At 60.7% G+C, this 18198-nt stretch carries 20 protein-coding genes; 12 read left to right on the top strand and 8 right to left on the bottom strand.

The genetic code is table 11. The annotated features are described in order from the left end of the window. Positions 1-110: 110 nt before the first annotated feature. A complete protein-coding gene (locus tag HX818_RS23315) occupies positions 111-1604 on the bottom strand; it encodes a CoA-acylating methylmalonate-semialdehyde dehydrogenase (protein WP_003211182.1) in 1494 nt (497 codons plus the stop codon). A 39-nt stretch (positions 1605-1643) separates the two neighbouring features. Then, a complete protein-coding gene (locus tag HX818_RS23310) occupies positions 1644-2993 on the bottom strand; it encodes an aspartate aminotransferase family protein (RefSeq protein WP_008430786.1) in 1350 nt (449 codons plus the stop codon). 125 nt (positions 2994-3118) lie between these two features. Here HX818_RS23310 and HX818_RS23305 point away from each other — a divergent pair, with 125 nt between their 5' ends. The 4 genes from HX818_RS23305 (at position 3119) to HX818_RS23290 (ending at position 6861) form a co-directional block, all read left to right on the top strand. Continuing rightward, positions 3119-4039: a LysR family transcriptional regulator gene (locus HX818_RS23305; protein WP_087693467.1), complete on the top strand. Its 921-nt coding sequence runs from the start codon at positions 3119-3121 to the stop codon at positions 4037-4039. Positions 4040-4125: 86 nt separating this feature from the next. Continuing rightward, positions 4126-5520, top strand: coding sequence for a uracil-xanthine permease family protein (locus HX818_RS23300; RefSeq protein ID WP_003211176.1), 1395 nt, complete (start codon positions 4126-4128; stop codon positions 5518-5520). 87 nt (positions 5521-5607) lie between these two features. After that, positions 5608-6267, top strand: coding sequence for a TetR/AcrR family transcriptional regulator (locus HX818_RS23295; protein WP_003211175.1), 660 nt, complete (start codon positions 5608-5610; stop codon positions 6265-6267). Positions 6268-6279: 12 nt separating this feature from the next. Next, entirely contained in the window at positions 6280-6861 is a 582-nt protein-coding gene (locus tag HX818_RS23290; RefSeq protein WP_102368022.1) for a YigZ family protein, read from the top strand. A 302-nt stretch (positions 6862-7163) separates the two neighbouring features. Here the strand turns inward: HX818_RS23290 and HX818_RS23285 are convergent, their stop codons facing one another. Continuing rightward, entirely contained in the window at positions 7164-7556 is a 393-nt protein-coding gene (locus tag HX818_RS23285; RefSeq protein ID WP_177020799.1) for a hypothetical protein, read from the bottom strand. Between the two features lie 83 nt (positions 7557-7639). Here HX818_RS23285 and HX818_RS23280 point away from each other — a divergent pair, with 83 nt between their 5' ends. From HX818_RS23280 to HX818_RS23270, 3 genes are all read left to right on the top strand, one after another. Beyond that, positions 7640-7990 (top strand): MerR family transcriptional regulator, encoded by a 351-nt coding sequence (locus HX818_RS23280; protein WP_003211171.1) that lies wholly within the window; start codon positions 7640-7642, stop codon positions 7988-7990. Positions 7991-8016: 26 nt separating this feature from the next. After that, on the top strand, positions 8017-8703 hold the full coding sequence (locus HX818_RS23275) for an SDR family oxidoreductase (RefSeq protein WP_102605232.1): 687 nt from the start codon (positions 8017-8019) through the stop codon (positions 8701-8703). A gap of 146 nt (positions 8704-8849) precedes the next feature. Beyond that, positions 8850-10208 carry an 8-oxoguanine deaminase gene (locus HX818_RS23270; RefSeq protein WP_003211168.1) on the top strand — a complete coding sequence of 453 codons (1359 nt, stop codon included), beginning with the start codon at positions 8850-8852 and terminating at the stop codon, positions 10206-10208. A gap of 155 nt (positions 10209-10363) precedes the next feature. On the opposite strand, the gene HX818_RS23265 is transcribed toward HX818_RS23270, so the two are convergent. After that, entirely contained in the window at positions 10364-11452 is a 1089-nt protein-coding gene (locus tag HX818_RS23265) for a calcium:proton antiporter (RefSeq protein WP_003211166.1), read from the bottom strand. A gap of 194 nt (positions 11453-11646) precedes the next feature. Here HX818_RS23265 and HX818_RS23260 point away from each other — a divergent pair, with 194 nt between their 5' ends. Beyond that, complete coding sequence (locus HX818_RS23260) at positions 11647-12600, top strand: adenosine deaminase (RefSeq protein ID WP_008430770.1); 954 nt, start codon at positions 11647-11649, stop codon at positions 12598-12600. Here the strand turns inward: HX818_RS23260 and HX818_RS23255 are convergent. Both HX818_RS23255 and HX818_RS23250 read right to left on the bottom strand, forming a co-directional pair. Then, positions 12597-13289 carry a helix-turn-helix transcriptional regulator gene (locus HX818_RS23255; protein WP_087693474.1) on the bottom strand — a complete coding sequence of 231 codons (693 nt, stop codon included), beginning with the start codon at positions 13287-13289 and terminating at the stop codon, positions 12597-12599. The genes HX818_RS23260 and HX818_RS23255 overlap by 4 nt on opposite strands. 138 nt (positions 13290-13427) lie before the next feature. Continuing rightward, the gene (locus tag HX818_RS23250) at positions 13428-14357 is read right to left on the bottom strand and encodes a LysR family transcriptional regulator (protein ID WP_087693475.1); all 930 of its coding nucleotides are present in this window, start codon (positions 14355-14357) and stop codon (positions 13428-13430) included. A 117-nt stretch (positions 14358-14474) separates the two neighbouring features. On the opposite strand from HX818_RS23250, the gene HX818_RS23245 reads away from it, so the two are divergent. The 3 genes from HX818_RS23245 to HX818_RS23235 all read left to right on the top strand — a co-directional run bounded on the left by HX818_RS23245 (position 14475) and on the right by HX818_RS23235 (position 16134). After that, positions 14475-14768, top strand: coding sequence for a putative quinol monooxygenase (locus HX818_RS23245; RefSeq protein ID WP_003211158.1), 294 nt, complete (start codon positions 14475-14477; stop codon positions 14766-14768). Between the two features lie 27 nt (positions 14769-14795). After that, positions 14796-15809: a zinc-binding alcohol dehydrogenase family protein gene (locus HX818_RS23240; RefSeq protein ID WP_003211156.1), complete on the top strand. Its 1014-nt coding sequence runs from the start codon at positions 14796-14798 to the stop codon at positions 15807-15809. 145 nt (positions 15810-15954) lie between these two features. Continuing rightward, positions 15955-16134 carry a hypothetical protein gene (locus HX818_RS23235; protein WP_003211153.1) on the top strand — a complete coding sequence of 60 codons (180 nt, stop codon included), beginning with the start codon at positions 15955-15957 and terminating at the stop codon, positions 16132-16134. Between the two features lie 6 nt (positions 16135-16140). Here HX818_RS23235 and HX818_RS23230 read toward each other — a convergent pair whose 3' ends face one another. After that, positions 16141-17334, bottom strand: a complete 1194-nt coding sequence (locus HX818_RS23230; protein WP_003211152.1) for a multidrug effflux MFS transporter — start codon at positions 17332-17334, stop codon at positions 16141-16143. Between the two features lie 86 nt (positions 17335-17420). Next, positions 17421-17621, bottom strand: coding sequence for a heavy-metal-associated domain-containing protein (locus tag HX818_RS23225; protein WP_177020798.1), 201 nt, complete (start codon positions 17619-17621; stop codon positions 17421-17423). Positions 17622-17768: 147 nt separating this feature from the next. Here HX818_RS23225 and HX818_RS23220 point away from each other — a divergent pair, with 147 nt between their 5' ends. Further along, positions 17769-18149 (top strand): hypothetical protein, encoded by a 381-nt coding sequence (locus HX818_RS23220; protein WP_087693477.1) that lies wholly within the window; start codon positions 17769-17771, stop codon positions 18147-18149. Positions 18150-18198: the final 49 nt, after the last annotated feature.

Here is an 18198-nt window from a genome sequence, read left to right as displayed (position 1 = left end):
ACTTCCAGAATCTGCCGTCAACACCTTTTTTCACAATACTGTCATATCGGTCAAAAAAGCCCTGAAAAGCAAAGGCCGGCCCCAAGGGGCCGGCCTTCTACTTACCGAACCTACAAGCTAGGAAAGGCAAACTGCGACGCCTCATGACTGGCCCGTTGCGGCCAGCGCTGGGTAATCGCCTTGCGACGCGTATAGAACCGCACCCCATCCGGCCCATAGGCATGCAAGTCGCCAAACAGCGAGCGCTTCCAGCCACCAAAGCTGTGATAAGCCACCGGCACCGGCAACGGCACGTTGACGCCAACCATACCCACTTCAATCTCGTCACAGAACAACCGCGCCGCCTCACCGTCACGGGTGAAGATACAGGTGCCGTTGCCGTACTCGTGATCGTTGATCAACTGCATGGCCGCTTCCAGGCTGTTCACCCGAACCACACACAGCACCGGCCCGAAGATCTCTTCCTTATAGATGCGCATCTGCGGGGTCACGCGGTCGAACAAACTGCCCCCCAGGAAGAAGCCATCTTCATTACCGGCAATACTCAGGCCACGACCATCGACGACCAACTCAGCACCCGAAGAAACGCCGTCCTCTATATAGCCACTGACTTTATCGCGCGCCTGGCCAGTGACCAGCGGCCCCATGTCCAATCCACACGTGGTGCCCGCACCAATCTTCAGCGCCTTGATCTGCGGCACCAGCTTGGCGACCAATGCGTCAGCCACCTGGTCGCCGACACACACGGCAACAGAGATCGCCATGCAACGCTCACCGCAAGAACCATACGCCGCGCCCATCAAGGCACTGACAGCGTTATCGAGATCCGCATCCGGCATCAGCACCGCATGGTTCTTCGCCCCGCCTAACGCCTGTACACGCTTGCCGCGCTTGGTGGCTTCGGAATAGATGTACTCGGCGATCGGCGTCGAGCCGACAAAGCTCAACGCCTTGACTTCCGGCGCTTCGATCAACGCATCCACCGCGCCTTTATCGCCATGCACCACACTCAGCACGCCTTTAGGCAAGCCAGCTTCCTGCAACAGTTGTGCAATCAGCAGCGTCGAGCTTGGATCACGCTCCGACGGCTTGAGGATGAAGCAGTTACCGCAGACGATCGCCAGCGGATACATCCACAACGGCACCATCGCCGGGAAGTTGAACGGCGTAATACCGGCCACCACACCCAACGGCTGGAAGTCAGACCAGGCATCGATATTCGGGCCAACGTTACGGCTGTACTCGCCCTTGAGGATTTCCGGCGCCGAGCACGCGTACTCCACGTTCTCGATCCCGCGCTTGAGCTCACCGGCCGCATCTTCCAGGGTCTTGCCATGCTCTTCGCTGATCAGCTGGGAGATACGCGCTTCGTTCTGCTCAAGCAATTGCTTGAAACGAAACATCACCTGGGCACGCTTGGCCGGTGGCGTGTTACGCCAGGCCGGGAAAGCCGCCTTGGCCGAATCGATGGCGCTTTGAATGGTTTCACGGCTGGCCAACGGCACCTGGTGAATCACCTGGCCAGTCGACGGGTTGTACACGTCGGCAGTGCGACCGTTTTCGGTGACCAATTGGCCGTTGATCAAATGCTGGATGAGGCTCATGCAGGGCTCCTGAAAAGTTGCTCTATATAGAAGGAGAAATCAGTCGATCTTGTTCAGCACTTCGCCGACCGCATCGAACAAGCGATCCAGGTCCTGCGGCTTGCTGTTGAAGGTTGGGCCGAACTGCAGGGTGTCGCCGCCAAAGCGCACATAGAAGCCGGCTTTCCACAAGGCCATGCCCGCTTCGAACGGACGCACGATGGCATCACCATCACGCGGGGCAATCTGGATCGCACCGGCCAGGCCATAGTTACGAATGTCGATCACGTTCTTGCTGCCCTTCAGGCCGTGCAGGGCATTCTCGAAATGCGGTGCGACTTCGGCCACGCTCTGCACCAGGTTTTCCTTCTGCAGCAGGTCGAGTGCCGCCAAGCCAGCCGCGCAGGCAACCGGGTGGGCCGAGTAGGTGTAGCCGTGCGGGAATTCCACCGCGTACTCAGGCGTCGCCTGATTCATGAACGTCTGATAAATCTCGGTGCTGGCAATCACCGCGCCCATCGGGATCGCGCCGTTGGTGACTTGCTTGGCAATGCACATCAGGTCCGGGGTCACACCGAAGCTGTCAGCACCAAACATCGAACCGGTACGACCGAAGCCGGTGATCACTTCATCGAACACCAACAGGATGTTGTGCTGATCGCAGATCTCACGCAGACGCTTCAGGTAACCCTGCGGCGGAACCAGCACGCCGGCAGAGCCCGCCATCGGTTCAACAAACACCGCAGCGATGTTCGACGCATCGTGCAACTCGATCAGCTTGAGCAGCTCGTCCGCCAAGGCAATCCCGCCCAGCTCCGGCATGCCACGGGAGAACGCATTGCTCGCCAGCAGGGTGTGAGGCAGATGGTCAACATCCATCAGCCCCTGACCAAAAATCTTACGGTTACCGTTCACGCCGCCCAGGCTGGTACCGGCGATGTTCACGCCGTGATAACCACGGGCACGGCCGATCATCTTGGTCTTGGTCGCCTGGCCTTTCAGGCGCCAGTACGCACGCACCATCTTCACCGCGGTATCGGCACACTCGGAGCCGGAGTCGGTGAAGAACACATGGTTCAGGTTACCCGGGGTCAGGTCGGTAATCTTTTCTGCCAGCTGGAACGACAACGGATGACCGTATTGGAAGCCCGGCGAGTAGTCCAACGTACCCAACTGCTTGGAGACCGCTTCCTGGATTTCCTTGCGAGTGTGCCCGGCGCCGCAGGTCCACAGACCCGACAGCGAGTCATACACCTTGCGCCCCTTGTCATCGGTCAACCAGCTGCCTTCGGCCGCCACGATCAGGCGCGGGTCACGATGGAAGTTACGGTTGGCGGTGTACGGCATCCAGTGCGCGTCCAGCTTCAGTTGGCTGGCCAGGGTGGACGGAGCGTTTTCGGGCATGTTCATGAGCAAAACCTCGCAAGGCAAAAGGCAGCGTCGGGATTGAAAAGCGTTGTTGCAGCTAAATTGCCACGGGGATAAAGTCGGTGAAATCCAACTCTTCTAACCTTCAGTCAGGCCTTCACTAAACTATGAGCAGCCGTCGACCCGACCCTCTGGCCCAAGTCAGCGACTTCGATATCCGACTGTTGCGCATCTTTCGCAGCGTGGTGGAGTGCGGTGGCTTCTCGGCGGCGGAAACCGTACTGGGGATTGGCCGCTCGGCCATCAGCCAGCAAATGAGTGATCTTGAACAGCGCCTTGGCCTGCGCCTGTGCCAACGCGGGCGGGCGGGGTTTTCCCTGACCGAGGAGGGACGCGAGGTGTACCAGTCGGCGTTGCAGCTGCTCAGCGCCCTGGAAAGTTTTCGCACCGAGGTCAACGGCCTGCACCAACACTTGCGCGGCGAACTGATCATCGGCCTGACCGACAACCTGGTCACCCTGCCCCACATGCGTATCACCCACGCCCTGGCACAGTTGAAGGAACGCGGCCCGGACGTACAGATCCAGATCCGCATGATCGCCCCCAATGAAGTCGAACAAGGGGTGCTCGACGGCCGCCTGCATGTCGGCGTAGTCCCCCAGGCCAGCGCCTTGTCGGGACTTGAATACCAGCCGCTGTACAGCGAACGCTCGCTGCTCTATTGCGCAGTGGGCCACCCGCTGTTTTACGCCGACGACAAGCAACTGGACGACGACCGCGTCAACAGCCAGGACGCCATCGCCCCGACCTTCCGCCTGCCCGCGGATATCCAGGCGCACTACCAGGCACTCAATTGCACCGCCAGTGCCTCGGACCGCGAGGGCATGGCCTTCCTGATCCTGACCGGCCGCTACATCGGCTACCTGCCCGACCACTACGCCAGCCTGTGGGTACAACAAGGCCGACTGCGCGCGCTGAAACCGGCTACACGTTTTTACGATTTGAGCCTCGCTTCGGTCACGCGCAAGGGCCGTCGCCCTCATTTGGTGCTGGAAAGCTTCCTCGAAAGTCTGGCCGCAACGCGCTAACACGGGCCTTACATAAAAACCTGAGCAACTGGACAGCTTTTTGCAAGACAAGGGGATCTCGAACCGTCAGCCATGAGTTCCCCGCCATGCCGCCAGAATCCAACACCCCCAGCGACCTGATCTACGGCCTCAACGATCGGCCCAAACCTTTGCCTGCATTGCTTGCCGCGTTGCAGCATGTGTTGGCTGCCTTCGTCGGCATCATCACCCCGCCGCTGATCATCGGCTCTACCCTGGGCCTGACCGCCCACCTGCCCTACCTGATCAGCATGGCATTGATGGTTTCCGGTGTGGGCACCTTCATCCAGGCGCGCAGGCCGTTTGGCATTGGCGCCGGGATGATCTGCCTGCAAGGCACCAGCTTCGCGTTTCTCGGCGCCGTATTGTCGGCCGGGTTTCTGGTCAAGCAACGCGGCGGCAGCCCGGAAGACATCCTGGCGATGATTTTCGGTATCTGCTTCTTCGGCGCCGCAGTGCAGGTCGTGTTGAGCCGTTTCATCGGTCAGCTCAAAAGGGTAATCACGCCGCTGGTGACCGGCATCGTCATCACACTGATCGGCATCAGCCTGATCAAGGTCGGCATCACTGACCTTGGAGGCGGCTTCAATGCCCCGGACTTCGGCGCGCCAACCAACCTGGCACTCGGCCTGTTCGTGGTACTGACCATCATCCTGCTCAACCGCTCGAACACGCCATGGGTACGGCTCTCCGCCATCATCATCGGCCTCGCACTGGGCAGCCTCGCCGCCTGGTTCAGCGGCAAGTTGGTGCCCCAAGCCTTGCCTGACTTGCCATTGATCAGCCTGCCTACACCGTTCCACTTCGGTTTCAATTTCGATTGGAGCGCTTTCCTGCCGGTAGCACTGATTTATCTGATCAGCACCATCGAAACCGTCGGCGACCTCACTGCCAATTGCATGATCGCCCGCCAGCCCATCAGCGGCCCTTCCTATATAAGCCGACTCAAGGGTGGCGTACTGGGAGATGGCATCAGTTGCATGATCGCAGCCACCTTCAGTGCCTTTCCCAACACCACATTCGCCCAGAACAACGGCGTGATCCAGCTGACCGGCGTGGCCAGCCGTTACGTCGGCTTGTACATCGGCGCGGTACTGTTTTGCCTCGGGCTGTTTCCGTTGATTGGTGCGGTGCTGCAGCAAATCCCCAAGCCGGTGCTGGGCGGCGCAACCCTGGTGATGTTCGGCAGCGTAGCGGCGGCCGGCGTGCGCATTCTCGCCCAGGCCCCGCTGGATCGGCGCAGCATGCTGATCATCGCCACCTCGTTCGGCGTCGGCCTGGGGATCGCGGCGCAACCGAACCTGCTGCACCTGATGCCAACCCTGGTGCAGAACCTGTTCGACTCGGCCATCACCAGCGGCGGCCTGACCGCCATCGTATTGTGCCTGCTGCTACCTGAAGCCAAGGCTCCCGTGGATGCCGCAAACCGGACCCTGGAAAGCGACACTCTGGAGCCGCTTTAAGGGTTTTATCGTATCTGGACTTGTCTGGGGCTTGAGGGTGGGTTATCTGTGCACACGTCGCATTCATCGATCTGCACGGAAACCTCCATGAGCCTCGAAGTTCCTGCCCACAGCAACCACGCCGGAAAACCTGCAAGCCGCATTCGCCAAAAGAACGAACAAGCGATTTTGCAGGCCGCCGAAGACGAGTTCGCCCGTCATGGCTACAAAGGCACCAGCATGAACACCATCGCGGCGAGTGCCGGGTTGCCGAAAGCCAACTTGCACTACTACTTCACCAACAAGCTGGGCCTGTACATCGCGGTGCTCAGCAACATCCTCGAATTGTGGGACAGCACCTTCAACACCCTGACCGCCGAGGATGACCCGGCGGCCGCCCTGACCCGCTATATCCGCACCAAGATGGAATTCTCCCGGCGCCAGCCACAAGCCTCGCGGATCTTCGCGATGGAGATCATCAGCGGCGGTGAGTGCCTGACCGAATATTTCAGCCAGGACTACCGCGCCTGGTTCAGCGGCCGTGCGGCGGTATTCCAGGCCTGGATCGACGCCGGCAAGATGGACCCTATCGACCCGGTGCACCTGATCTTCCTGCTGTGGGGCAGCACCCAGCATTACGCCGACTTTGCCACCCAGATCTGCCGCGTGACCGGGCGCACCAAGCTGACCAAGCAGGACATGGAAGACGCCGGCACCAACCTGATCCACATCATTCTCAAAGGCTGTGGCATCAAGCCGGCCCTCTAAACGAAGTTACCCATGCCTTTCACGCTTACCGGCCTTTGCGAGTTTCGCGAAGAAATTCGCAAAAGCCGCTTCATTACCCTCGCCGCCCCGATCAGCAGCCCCCAGGACGCCCAGGCCTTCATCGACCAGCACAGCGACCTGAACGCCACGCACAACTGCTGGGCCTGGAAACTCGGCGATCAATACCGCAGCAACGACGACGGCGAACCCGGCGGGACGGCCGGGCGCCCGATCCTGGCCGCGATCGAAGCGCAGGATTGCGACCAGGTCGTGGTGCTGGTGATCCGCTGGTACGGCGGCATCCAACTGGGCACCGGCGGCCTGGCCCGCGCCTATGGCGGCGGGGCGAACAAATGCCTGCAAGCCGCCGAACGCGTCGAGCTGATCAAACGGGTGCCGCTGAGCTGCTCCTGTGGTTTTGCCGAGCTGCAGTTGGTGAAGCTGCGAGTGGCCGAACTGGGTGGGCTGGTGATGGAAGAAACCTTCACCGCCAATGGCGTCGACCTGCAGCTGGCCCTCGGCGAGGCACATATCGACACCCTGCAAGCGCAGCTCGCCGACCTGAGTCGCGGGCGCATTCTGCTGGAGCGCTGAAACTACCCACATCTACTGTGCACCTGCCTGTGGATAACCTGAGCACACTCGCCTGTAACCATTCTGTCACAAGGGTTTCAGACGGTTGTACAGTTTTTGTTCAAGGCACTGCACGAAAGTATTAATCCAGCTCAAAAACAGTCAGTTAGGCGGGTTATGTCCTTTAGAACAAAGGGCCACAGCGCTTATATCCACCGGTCACGCTTGCGCACAATTACTGTGGAGCAACCTGTGGATAACCCGTGCAAGAGTCACCCCGCAGCAGAGCCTGCAACGTTCCGGCACAACTGAGCATTTTTTGATCAACTTGCTGCTCGGCGCACCGGTATCAACTGAGCCACCGCCCACAGCACTTCAAACACCACGACAATCACCAATACAGTACTGGCACCATGGGCCAGCGCGTAGATCTGCCAGATGGCAAACAGCACTCGGCCGGCGGCGTCGTAGCGGCCAAAGATCGCTTGTGGGTCGCGGATTCGCAGCACCGACCACACGCAGACAATCGAGCCCATCAGGTTCGCCATCAACATATGCACAGGCGCGAACGGCGGCAGCTCGCCGGGCAGGTTCAACGCCACCAGGGCGTTATGCAGCAGGACAAACGTCCAGGGTGTGACCAGTGCGGCGGTGACGATCAGGTCGTACCAACCGCTGGCCCGAACCAGTCGACGGTATTGGTGTGCGGTCCACATAGCCGTAAGCTCCTTAAATTCAAGAAGCCAGCAGGCTAAAGCCTGGAGTAAGCTCCAGGGTCAAGCCCCCTTGAGCCCTCTACATGCGTATCGGCGAATTAGCCCAGGCCAGCCAGGTCAGTCGCGACACCCTGCGTTTCTATGAACAACGCGGGCTGATTGCCGCGCAACGCAGTGCCAACGGTTACCGTGACTACCCCGCCGACATGGTGCAACTGGTGCTGTACATCAAGACCGCCCAGCGCCTGGGCTTCAGCCTGGGTGAAATCGGCAACAGCGTCGGCGCATTATGGCAAGCTCCAGACCCCGACAGCGCCGTGACCCAGCTCCTGCAAGACAAGCTCAACCTGATCGAAACCCGCATCGCCGAACTCGACCAACTGCGCCAGGAGTTGCAGCAAAGGCTCGGCCAGCGTTGTCCACTGAACCCGTGAACCTCCACCGTCAAAGGAAGCCATTCATGTCCACTTCAAAAACCGCACTGATTATCGGCGCCTCCCGGGGCCTGGGCCTTGGCCTGGCCAAGCAACTGCTGACGGACGGCTGGGAGGTGACCGCCACCGTGCGCGACCCGCAAAAGGCCGATGCCTTGAAGGCCTTGGGCGAGGTGCAAATCGAAAAGCTCGACATGGATGACCAGCAGGCGGTAATCGCCCTCAGCCAGCGCCTCAAGGAAAAAACCTTCGACCTGCTGTTCGTCAATGCCGGTGTCAAAGGCCCGGCCAACCAGGAACCGGGCCACGCCACCCTGGCTGAAGTCGGCCAACTGTTTTTCACCAACGCCGTGGCGCCGATCAACTTGGCCCAGCGTTTTGTCGGGCAGATCCGCCCAGGCACCGGCGTGCTGGCCTTCATGAGTTCGATCCTGGGCAGTGTGACCATTCCCGACGGCTCGGACCTGGCGCTGTACAAGGCCAGCAAGGCCGCCCTCAACTCCATGACCAACAGCTTCGTCACCCAATTGGGCGATCAGAAACTGACCGTGCTGTCGTTGCACCCGGGCTGGGTGAAAACCGACATGGGTGGCGAAAACGCCCACATCGACGTGCCCACCAGCGTGCGCGGCCTGGTTGACCAGGTGAATGCCTACACCGGCAAGGGCGGCCATCACTTTGTGGACTACAAGGGCGACACCATCGCCTGGTAAAAAAACCGGGATCGTTATCGGCCGATTGCCGTCGATAACGATCCACACGTAAACTGCGCACCTCGCCCTCCCCGGCGACCCTGGATCAGCAGACAGGGCAACACTGAGCTGGCAAACCTGAACCCATCATTCAGAGGAGCCGGCCAATGCCTGCGACCCGTATCTGGTTAAAAAACCCCCTCGCGATTTTCACTGCCAATGGCCTCGACGCCCGTGGCGGCCTGGTGCTGCAAGACGGTGTGATCACCGAAGTGCTGGGCTGGGGCCAAGAACCCGCCGTGCCCTGTGGACAAGTATTCGATGCCCGCGAGCATGTGGTGCTTCCGGGGCTGATCAACACCCACCATCACTTCTATCAAACCCTGACCCGCGCCTGGGCGCCGGTGGTCAACCAGCCGCTGTTTCCCTGGTTGAAAACCCTGTATCCGGTCTGGGCCCGACTCACCCCGGAAAAACTCGCCCTGGCGAGCAAAGTGGCCCTAGCCGAACTGCTGCTCTCGGGCTGCACCACGGCGGCAGACCACCACTACCTGTTCCCGGACGGCCTGGAACAGGCGATCGACGTGCAAGTCGACAGCGTGCGCGATCTGGGCATGCGCGCCATGCTCACGCGCGGCTCCATGAGCCTGGGCGAGGCCGACGGAGGGCTGCCACCGCAACAAACCGTGCAGCAAGGCGAAGTGATTCTGGAAGACAGCCGCCGCCTGATCCGCCAGTACCACGAGCGCGGTGACGGCGCACAAATCCAGATCGCCCTGGCGCCCTGCTCGCCGTTTTCCGTCACCCCGGAAATCATGGAAGCCAGCGCCGAACTGGCCAACAACCTCGACGTGCGCCTGCATACCCACCTGGCAGAAACCCTCGACGAAGAAGACTTCTGCCTGCAGCGTTTCGGCCTGCGCACCGTGGATTACCTCGACAGCGTCGGCTGGCTAGGCCCGCGCACGTGGCTGGCCCACGGGATTCACTTCAACCCTGAAGAAATCGCACGCCTCGGAGCTGCCGGTACCGGCATCTGCCATTGCCCGAGCTCGAACATGCGCCTGGCTTCCGGGATATGCCCAACGCTGGACCTGCTGGCCGCCGGTGCACCGATTGGCCTGGGGGTGGACGGTTCGGCGTCCAATGATGCGTCGAACATGATTCTCGAAACGCGCCAGGCCCTGTACATCCAGCGCCTGCGTTACGGGGCAGAGAAGATCACCCCGGAACGGGTGTTGGGTTGGGCGACAAAAGGTTCGGCGCAGTTACTCGGTCGCAGCGACATCGGCGAACTGGCCGTAGGCAAACAGGCCGACCTGGCGTTGTTCAAGCTCGATGAACTGCGCTTCTCCGGCAGCCATGACCCGATCTCGGCGCTGCTGCTGTGTGGCGCCGACCGAGCGGACCGGGTGATGGTCGGCGGCAAATGGCGGGTGATCGACGGGCAGGTCGAAGGATTGGACCTGAAAGGCTTGATTGCCGATCACAGCCAGGCGGCGCGGGAACTGATCAACCGGACTTAACTGAAGAAACACTTTTCAAATGTGGGAGCGGGCTTGCTCGCGAATGCGTTGGGTCAGTCAACATATCTGGCGACTGACACTCCGTATTCGCGAGCAAGCCCGCTCCCACACAAGCCCGGTTTCCACAATTATTTCTGCGGTGTTTTCAGGATTGGTTACAGTCCAAGCAGCGACAGCATGATAAACGTCGCAAACAACACAAAATGGGTCATCCCTTCGATGGCGTTGGTTTCGCCATCGTTGAGGTTGATCGCACTTACAATCAGCGTGATAAACACCATCACGGTCTGCACCGGCGTCATCGCCATCTGAAACGGCTGGCCGGTGTACAAGGCCATGGCTTCCATCACCGGCACGGTCAAAATCACCGTCGACAGTGAAGCCCCCAGCGCGATGTTCACCACCGACTGCATGCGGTTGGCCAGCGCTGCGCGCAACGCGGTCAAAATCTCCGGCGCGGCGGAAATCGCGGCCACGATGATCGCCGTGATCACGGGTGGGGCACCCGTTCCTTCCAGGCCCAGGTCGAGGGTCTTGGACATCACCTCGGCCAACGCGCCAATCACGATCACGCCAAACACCAACGTCCCGATGGAAAACGCCAGGTTGATCGGCGGCGACTCTTCTTCCGGCTGTTTCTTGCGGCGTTTTTCCGGGTAGCTGTAGCTGAAGAAATAACTATGGGGGCCCACCTGCATCCGCAGGAACAACGTGTAGAGCACTACCATCGCGCCGATGGTGAAGGCCGAGTAAATTTTCCAGTCGGCCTCGGGGATAAATTCCGGCACCACCATCGACACACCCATGGCGGTAAGGATCATCACGCTGTAGGTGCGCGCCGAATCGTCGTTGTAGGACTGTTCGCCATGCTTGATGCCGCCCATCAGCGCGGCCAGGCCGAGGATGCCGTTGATGTCGAGCATCACCGCCGAATAAATGGTGTCGCGCACCAGGGTCGGCGAGGGCTCGTTGCTCATCATGATCGCCAGGATCACCACTTCCACCAGCACAGCGGCGAGGGTCAGGATCATGGTGCCGTAGGGGTCGCCGACCTTTTCCGCCAGTTGCTCGGCGTGATGGGCCACGCGCATCGAGGCCACGACGATAAAGCCGATCAGCGCTATGCCAGCCAACAGCGCCACCATCTGCCCGCTGTGCAGCATCCAGTGCTCCAGCGGGTAGGCAGCGATGGCGGCAATCAGCGCCAGCAGCATGAATTTTTCTTGCTTGATAGATGTGAGCATTGCAGGCCTTTTGAACGCGGCGAATCCGTCATTGATGGGGTACAGACTGCACCGCGCCGCTAACGTTTCGTTACACCTTAGTTCATGCACTGCTTGCACGGTGCCTGTGGATGCTCACCGCTTGGTCAGGTTTTGCCGATTATTTCGGCGTGCGCCTGTAGAATGCCGCCATTGCACCTGATGAGAATTTATAAATGTACGATTGGCTCAACGCCCTGCCCAAGGCTGAATTGCACCTGCACCTGGAAGGCTCGCTGGAGCCTGAGCTGCTGTTCGCCCTGGCCGAACGCAACAAGATCGCGCTGCCGTGGAACGACGTCGAAACCCTGCGCAAGGCCTACGCCTTCAACAACCTGCAAGAGTTTCTCGACCTCTACTACAAGGGCGCCGATGTACTGCGCACCTCCCAGGATTTCTACGACCTGACCTGGGCCTACCTGCTGCGCTGCAAGGCGCAAAACGTGATCCACACCGAACCGTTCTTCGACCCACAGACCCACACCGACCGTGGCGTACCGTTCGAAGTGGTGCTCAACGGCATTGCCGCCGCCTTGAAAGACGGCGAGCAACAACTGGGCATCACCAGCGGTTTGATCTTGAGCTTCCTGCGCCACTTGAGCGAAGAAGAGGCCGAAAAAACCCTCGACCAGGCACTGCCATTCCGTGATGCGTTTGTTGCCGTGGGCCTGGACAGCTCGGAAATGGGCCACCCACCGAGCAAGTTCCAGCGCGTGTTTGATCGTGCCCGTCACGAAGGTTTCCTGACCGTCGCCCACGCCGGTGAAGAAGGCCCGCCGGAGTACATCTGGGAAGCCATCGACCTGCTGAAGATCCAGCGTATCGACCATGGCGTACGCGCCATTGAAGACGAGCGCCTGATGCAGCGGATCATCGACGAACAGATCCCGCTGACGGTGTGCCCGTTGTCCAACACCAAGCTCTGCGTGTTCGACGACATGTCCCAGCACAACATCCTCGACATGCTTGAGCGTGGGGTGAAAGTGACGGTGAACTCGGACGATCCGGCGTACTTCGGCGGTTATGTCACCGAGAACTTCCATGCGCTGTACACCTCGCTGGGCATGACCCAGGACCAGGCCAAACGCCTGGCGCAAAACAGCCTGGATGCACGGTTGGTCAAGCCTTAATCACCGACCGGTCTGGCGAGCCGGGCAATTTCCAGTTGCCCGGCTTCACTGACCTGCAACGCCTGGGACTCATTGATCACGCTGACCCAGTTCGACTGCAGGCACAACTGCAACAACGCGGCCCCCAACGCACCGCCCAGGTGTGGCTGCTGTTCGCTCCAATCAAAACAATCGCACACGATCGGCTGAGCCAGTGCCTGGGTAAAAATCCCCAGCGCTGCGAGTTTGCGCGCACCTGACGGCGTCACGTCCGTACGCTGTTCCGCGCGCTCGATCCACCCGGCCGCCATCATCCGTTGATACAAACCCGCTGCCAGCTCGCCCCCCAGGTGACCATGGCACAGCCGCGCTCGCCGTAAAGCCGCAGGCGCAGTCAATGACCGCGAATGAATGGGCGTGCTGCGGGCGACGCTGGCCATCGTGGTGCAGGCCAATGCATCCACGGCGGCCGCCACATCGGCGGCGGCCACCCGGAAAAAGCGTTTGCCGCTGCGGGCTTCGACACGCAACAGGCCACCGGCCGTCAATCGCGTCAGATGCGCATTCGCCGAGGCCGATGACAGCCCGGCAAGTGCCGCCAATTCATCGGAGGGTTTGGCCGAGCCGTCCATCAATGCCCACACCATCGCGGTGCGTTTCGGGTCGGCCAGCAAGGTGGCGATCTGACTGATGCAAGGTGCCTGTTCCATGTGCTCATTCACTCCCTGTTGAATCATTTGTCTGCTGCGTCTGGCGGAAAAGTATAAGCGTGAAAACGCCGGGTTCCGTGCCGTCTTACAGCGCAACCAAGGACAGAAGCTGAAGGAAATTTCCCGATATCCCCGGGGTTATGGTGTAGAGGCTGATCGCTCCGGCAATTGCGCAGTCAATGTCGCACAACGGGCAACGAGCATTTCCCGCAGAAGATTGATCGGCTTGCTCAGTTGCGCGCGATGGGCACACAACAGATTGAGCGGCGTACGTTCGCCCCGCAGCTCCGGCAGGATCAGCCGCAGGCGCCCCGCCAGCACATCGGAGCTGACATCCAGCCAGGACTTGTAGGCGATACCCACCCCCGCCACCGCCCAGCGTCGCACCACATCGGCATCATCACTGAAGCGGTCGCCCGTCACCGTCAGGCCGACATCACGCTTGCCATCGTTAAACCCCCAATGGTCATGCACCCGGCTGCCGAGCATGTACAGCAGGCAATTGTGCTGGGTCAGTTGCTCCAGGTGGCGCGGCTCGCCGTGCCGCGCCAGATAGCTGGGAGCAGCGCAGAGCACGCGGCAGTTGTCCGGGGCGATGGGCAACGCGATCAGGCTGGAGTCTTCGGGTTCGCCGTAGCGCAGGGCGATGTCCACCGGCTGGCGGAACAGGTCGGCAATCCGGTCGCCCAACAACAGGCGTACGCTCAGGTCGGGGTATTCGCGCTGGAACTCATCCAGCCAGGGCAACAACTGGTTACGGCCAAAGTCCGACGGCGCCGAGAGTTGAAGCACCCCGCTGACCTGATCCTGGCCGCTGGCCAACAACCGCCGGCCTTCATCCAGGCTGCTCAAGGCGGCCCGGGCGTACTCCAGGAAGCCTTCGCCCTCGGCCGTCAGGCGCAGGCTGCGGGTGGAACGCGCCAACAACCGTGCGCCCAACTGCTGCTCGATGCGCTTCAACGCCGCGCTGGCCACCGCCGCCGACATGTCCATCACCCGTGCTGCCGCCGAAAGGCTGCCCAGGTCTGCCGCACGCACAAACAACTGCAAGTCATCAAAACGCAGCACGCCGACCGCCCATTATCAAAAAAGCATTGAAAGAGACTGCTCTTTTAGCGGGTTTTATCTTCCAGAGAAATAGCCAATCATCTGTCCATCCCGTTCATCACGTGTCTGGAGTCGAATATGTCTGCTGCCTTTAACGTCATCGCCACGCTGATCGCCAAACCCGGCCAACAGGCCACCCTGGAAACCCTGCTGCGCGAGCTGCTGGAACCGACCCGCATCGAAGCCGGCTGCCAGCAGTACGACCTGCACCAGGACCTGCAACACCCCGAGACCTTCTACATGCTCGAACGCTGGAGTGACGACGCCGCGCTGGCCGACCACGACCAGAGCGCGCATATCCAGAATTTCCGCACCAAGGCTGCCGACGTGCTTGAGCATTTCGAACTCAAGCGCCTGAAGTTTATTGCCTGATCAACCGCCCCCTTTTTGGAAACCATCATGAAAGCCATCGCCTACTACGCCGCACTGCCGATCAACGATCCAAAATCCCTGCAAGACATCGAACTGCCCGAACCGGTCGCCGGCCCCCGCGACCTGCTGGTGGAAGTCAAAGCCATCTCGGTGAACCCGGTGGACACCAAGGTGCGCCAGAACGTCGCCCCGGAAAACGGCGCGGCCAAAGTGCTGGGCTGGGACGTGGCCGGTGTGGTCAAGGCCGTGGGCAGCGAAGTCAGCCTGTTCAAGGTCGGCGACAAGGTGTTCTACGCCGGCTCCCTGGTACGCCCCGGCGGCAACAGCGAACTGCACACTGTCGATGAGCGCATCGTCGGCCATATGCCGAAAACCCTGGGTTTTGCCGACGCTGCTGCACTGCCGCTGACCGCCATCACCGCCTGGGAATTGCTGTTCGAACGCCTTCAAGTGCGTGAAGGCAAGGCCGATGAAGGCCAGAGCCTGCTGATTGTCGGTGCTTCGGGTGGTGTGGGATCGATCCTGACCCAACTGGCGAAACAGCTCACCGGCCTGAAAGTCATCGGCACCGCCTCCCGTCCTGAAACCCAGGCATGGGCCAAGGACCTGGGCGCCGACCTGGTGATCGACCACAGCAAACCGTTGAGCGAAGAGCTGAAAAACGCCGGCCATCCGCAGGTGAACTACGTCGCCAGCCTGACCCAGACCGACCAGCACCTGGACCAACTGGTGGAAGCGCTGATTCCCCAGGGCAAACTGGCGCTGATCGACGATCCCAAGGCATTGGACGTAAGCAAGCTCAAGCGCAAGAGCCTGTCGCTGCATTGGGAGTTCATGTACACCCGTTCGATGTTCGAGACCAGCGACATGATCGAGCAGCACAACCTGCTCAATCGCGTCGCCGAACTGATCGACGCCGGTACTCTGAAAACCACCGTGGGCGAGCACTTTGGCGTGATCAACGCGGCCAACCTGCGCCGCGCCCACGAACTGCTGGAAAGCGGCAAGGCCAAGGGCAAGATCGTGCTGGAAGGGTTCTAACGAAAGGTTCTGTCAGTGTCGTCTGTTATTCATGTGAGTAATGGACGACACCGCTAGTCAGAGACTTGATCCTTGTCATATTTGTGAGCGTATTCGGGTTTATATTGGCCGCCTTTGCCACGCAATTTACGTGAGGAAGTCAGCAATGAAGATCCTGATAAAAGCGCTAGCAAGATCCGAAGGCAACAAATGGCAGGTCCGTCTCGACCAGAACGCCTTTACCTTCCGCAGTGAGGCCGAGGCCCGCGCGTTTGCCGACACCCTGCAAACCCGTATCCAGGCGCCTCACCGATTCCCCGAAAGCCAGCAGCGTTCTGCTGGCTGATCCTGATCAGTCCGCCGCTTGCAGTGCCCGTTGGCGCTGCAGGCGCCGGGTCAGCATCGCGAACGTTACGGCCAATACGCCACACAAGCTGATGACCATTGCCATCGGCATCGCCGTGCCGTCGTGCAGCACGCCGACCAACGACGCTGCGCCTGCGGCCACACCAAACTGAATGCAGCCGAGCAACGCCGACGCGCTGCCCGCCCGAGCGCCCTGCCCGCTCATGGCGCAGGCCGAGGTATTGGGCAAAATGCAGCCCAGGCTGGCGATGCAGATAAACAGCGGTACCAGCAGTGGCCACAAAGCGTCCGTGCGCAGCGCAGTAATTGCCAGCAACGACAGACCCGCCGCCAGGTAAACCCACACCGTGCGCGACAGCAAAAATGCCGGGCCACGCGACGCGAGCAAACGCGCATTGACCTGTGCCACCAGGATAAAGCCCGCGGCATTCGAGCCGAATACCCAGCCATAGTGTTCGGCGGGCACGCCATAGAGCTTGATAAAGACGAAGGGCGAGCCCGCGATGTAGGCAAACATACCGGCAATCGAGATGCCGCCGGTCAAGGCATAGCCCAGGTACACCCGGTCCGACAGCAACCGGCCGTACTGGCGCAGTGCGCCTGACAGCGGCTGGCGCGGTTGATGGGCCGGGAAGCTTTCCGGCAGCCCGACTGCTACCGCAATGGCCGCCATCACACTGAACGCCGTCAGCGCCAGGAAGATCGACTGCCAGCCCCACACCCCAACCATCACCCCGCCCGCCAGCGGCGCGAGGATCGGCGCCAGCCCGGTGACCAGCATCAGTTGGGAAAACACCTTGGCCGAGCCCACCGCGTCGCATTTATCGCTGACCACCGCCCGCGAGATCACCATGCCCGCACAGCCGCCCAGGGCCTGGACGAAACGCGCGCCGATCAGCCATTCCAGGGACGGCGCGTACGCACAGGCGAAGGACGCCAGGGTAAACAGGGTGACGCCGCTGAGCAGCGGCCCGCGCCGGCCAAAACGGTCTGCCAGCGGTCCATAGATCAACTGGCCGATCGCCAGGCCCGTGAAGTACACGGCCAAGGTCAGCTGAATATGTTTTTCGTCGGTGCCGAATGCCACGGCCATGGCCGGGAAACCCGGCAGGTAGAAGTCGATGGCCAGCGGCGCGAACGCGCTCAAGGCCCCCAAGATCAGGATTATACGAAGGTTCATCAGGCACCCAGGTGAGTCGGCAGCCCGACAGTCTAGCCGGGCGCGGGTGCCTTGAACATTAAGTTAGCTCGCTAACTATCAGAAAATCAGGCGAGCTTGACGCTGTAGCCTTCCTCGCTAATCAGGTTGATCACCTCTGCCGGCGACAGCAGGCTGCCTTCCACCCTGACTTCCTTTGCCGCGAGGTCAACGAGCACGCTGGCCGCCGGGTCCTTATCCTGCACCGCCTGGGTTACCGAGCGGACGCAGTGGCCGCAGGTCATTCCTTCAACGCTGAATACTTGCATGACATGACTCCTTTAATGAGGTTGCCCGCAGTGTTGACCTTGCCACGATGGCAAGGTCAAGTTCTGAAAACATCGGCCGGGCTGGCATTCATTCGCGCCCTCGGCCAAGCTGCACTTATCCACGATGTGAACCTCGGAGAATTCGCCATGCGCTGGTCATTTTTTGGCCTTGTCAGCCTGATGGGCTTTTTTGCTGCTGTGCCACCGGCCAGCGCAGATGAAGATTATGCGGTGCTGATCATTTCCCGGGAGCGTCTGGAAGTGCCGACCAACTGCGAGATTGGCTTGTACATCCAGGACCAGTTGGCCGGGCGGCTGTTCCAGGAGCAGGCCACCTCCTTCAACTTGCCGGCCGGGAATGTGTCGTTGCGCCTGAAGTTGTTGCCGGGGCAATCCCAGGGCTGCTTGCCGGGCATGCTCGCGCCACCTGCGCAAAACATCACGTTGAAGGCGGGTGACGTGCGCAAGTTGCGTATCGCGCAAGGGCCGGACGGCATGTACCTGAAACCGGCCGCACTGGAATACTGAAACATTGATCTAACGCCTTGACCTTCCCCACAGGTCAAGGTTGATCCTA

Source organism: Pseudomonas sp. F9001 (assembly GCF_013385435.1).
Taxonomy (GTDB): Bacteria; Pseudomonadota; Gammaproteobacteria; order Pseudomonadales; family Pseudomonadaceae; genus Aquipseudomonas.
The sequence above is the reverse complement of the archived record's forward strand: the minus strand, read 5'-3'. Positions and strand labels throughout refer to the sequence as shown.

Coding starts and splice junctions, on each gene's coding strand:
- HX818_RS23315 (WP_003211182.1), bottom strand. CDS start 1,604: ATGAGCCTCATCCAGCATTTGATCAACGGCCAATTGGTCACCGAAAAC.
- HX818_RS23310 (WP_008430786.1), bottom strand. CDS start 2,993: ATGAACATGCCCGAAAACGCTCCGTCCACCCTGGCCAGCCAACTGAAG.
- HX818_RS23305 (WP_087693467.1), top strand. CDS start 3,119: ATGAGCAGCCGTCGACCCGACCCTCTGGCCCAAGTCAGCGACTTCGAT.
- HX818_RS23300 (WP_003211176.1), top strand. CDS start 4,126: ATGCCGCCAGAATCCAACACCCCCAGCGACCTGATCTACGGCCTCAAC.
- HX818_RS23295 (WP_003211175.1), top strand. CDS start 5,608: ATGAGCCTCGAAGTTCCTGCCCACAGCAACCACGCCGGAAAACCTGCA.
- HX818_RS23290 (WP_102368022.1), top strand. CDS start 6,280: ATGCCTTTCACGCTTACCGGCCTTTGCGAGTTTCGCGAAGAAATTCGC.
- HX818_RS23285 (WP_177020799.1), bottom strand. CDS start 7,556: ATGTGGACCGCACACCAATACCGTCGACTGGTTCGGGCCAGCGGTTGG.
- HX818_RS23280 (WP_003211171.1), top strand. CDS start 7,640: ATGCGTATCGGCGAATTAGCCCAGGCCAGCCAGGTCAGTCGCGACACC.
- HX818_RS23275 (WP_102605232.1), top strand. CDS start 8,017: ATGTCCACTTCAAAAACCGCACTGATTATCGGCGCCTCCCGGGGCCTG.
- HX818_RS23270 (WP_003211168.1), top strand. CDS start 8,850: ATGCCTGCGACCCGTATCTGGTTAAAAAACCCCCTCGCGATTTTCACT.
- HX818_RS23265 (WP_003211166.1), bottom strand. CDS start 11,452: ATGCTCACATCTATCAAGCAAGAAAAATTCATGCTGCTGGCGCTGATT.
- HX818_RS23260 (WP_008430770.1), top strand. CDS start 11,647: ATGTACGATTGGCTCAACGCCCTGCCCAAGGCTGAATTGCACCTGCAC.
- HX818_RS23255 (WP_087693474.1), bottom strand. CDS start 13,289: ATGGAACAGGCACCTTGCATCAGTCAGATCGCCACCTTGCTGGCCGAC.
- HX818_RS23245 (WP_003211158.1), top strand. CDS start 14,475: ATGTCTGCTGCCTTTAACGTCATCGCCACGCTGATCGCCAAACCCGGC.
- HX818_RS23240 (WP_003211156.1), top strand. CDS start 14,796: ATGAAAGCCATCGCCTACTACGCCGCACTGCCGATCAACGATCCAAAA.
- HX818_RS23235 (WP_003211153.1), top strand. CDS start 15,955: ATGAAGATCCTGATAAAAGCGCTAGCAAGATCCGAAGGCAACAAATGG.
- HX818_RS23230 (WP_003211152.1), bottom strand. CDS start 17,334: ATGAACCTTCGTATAATCCTGATCTTGGGGGCCTTGAGCGCGTTCGCG.
- HX818_RS23225 (WP_177020798.1), bottom strand. CDS start 17,621: ATGCAAGTATTCAGCGTTGAAGGAATGACCTGCGGCCACTGCGTCCGC.
- HX818_RS23220 (WP_087693477.1), top strand. CDS start 17,769: ATGCGCTGGTCATTTTTTGGCCTTGTCAGCCTGATGGGCTTTTTTGCT.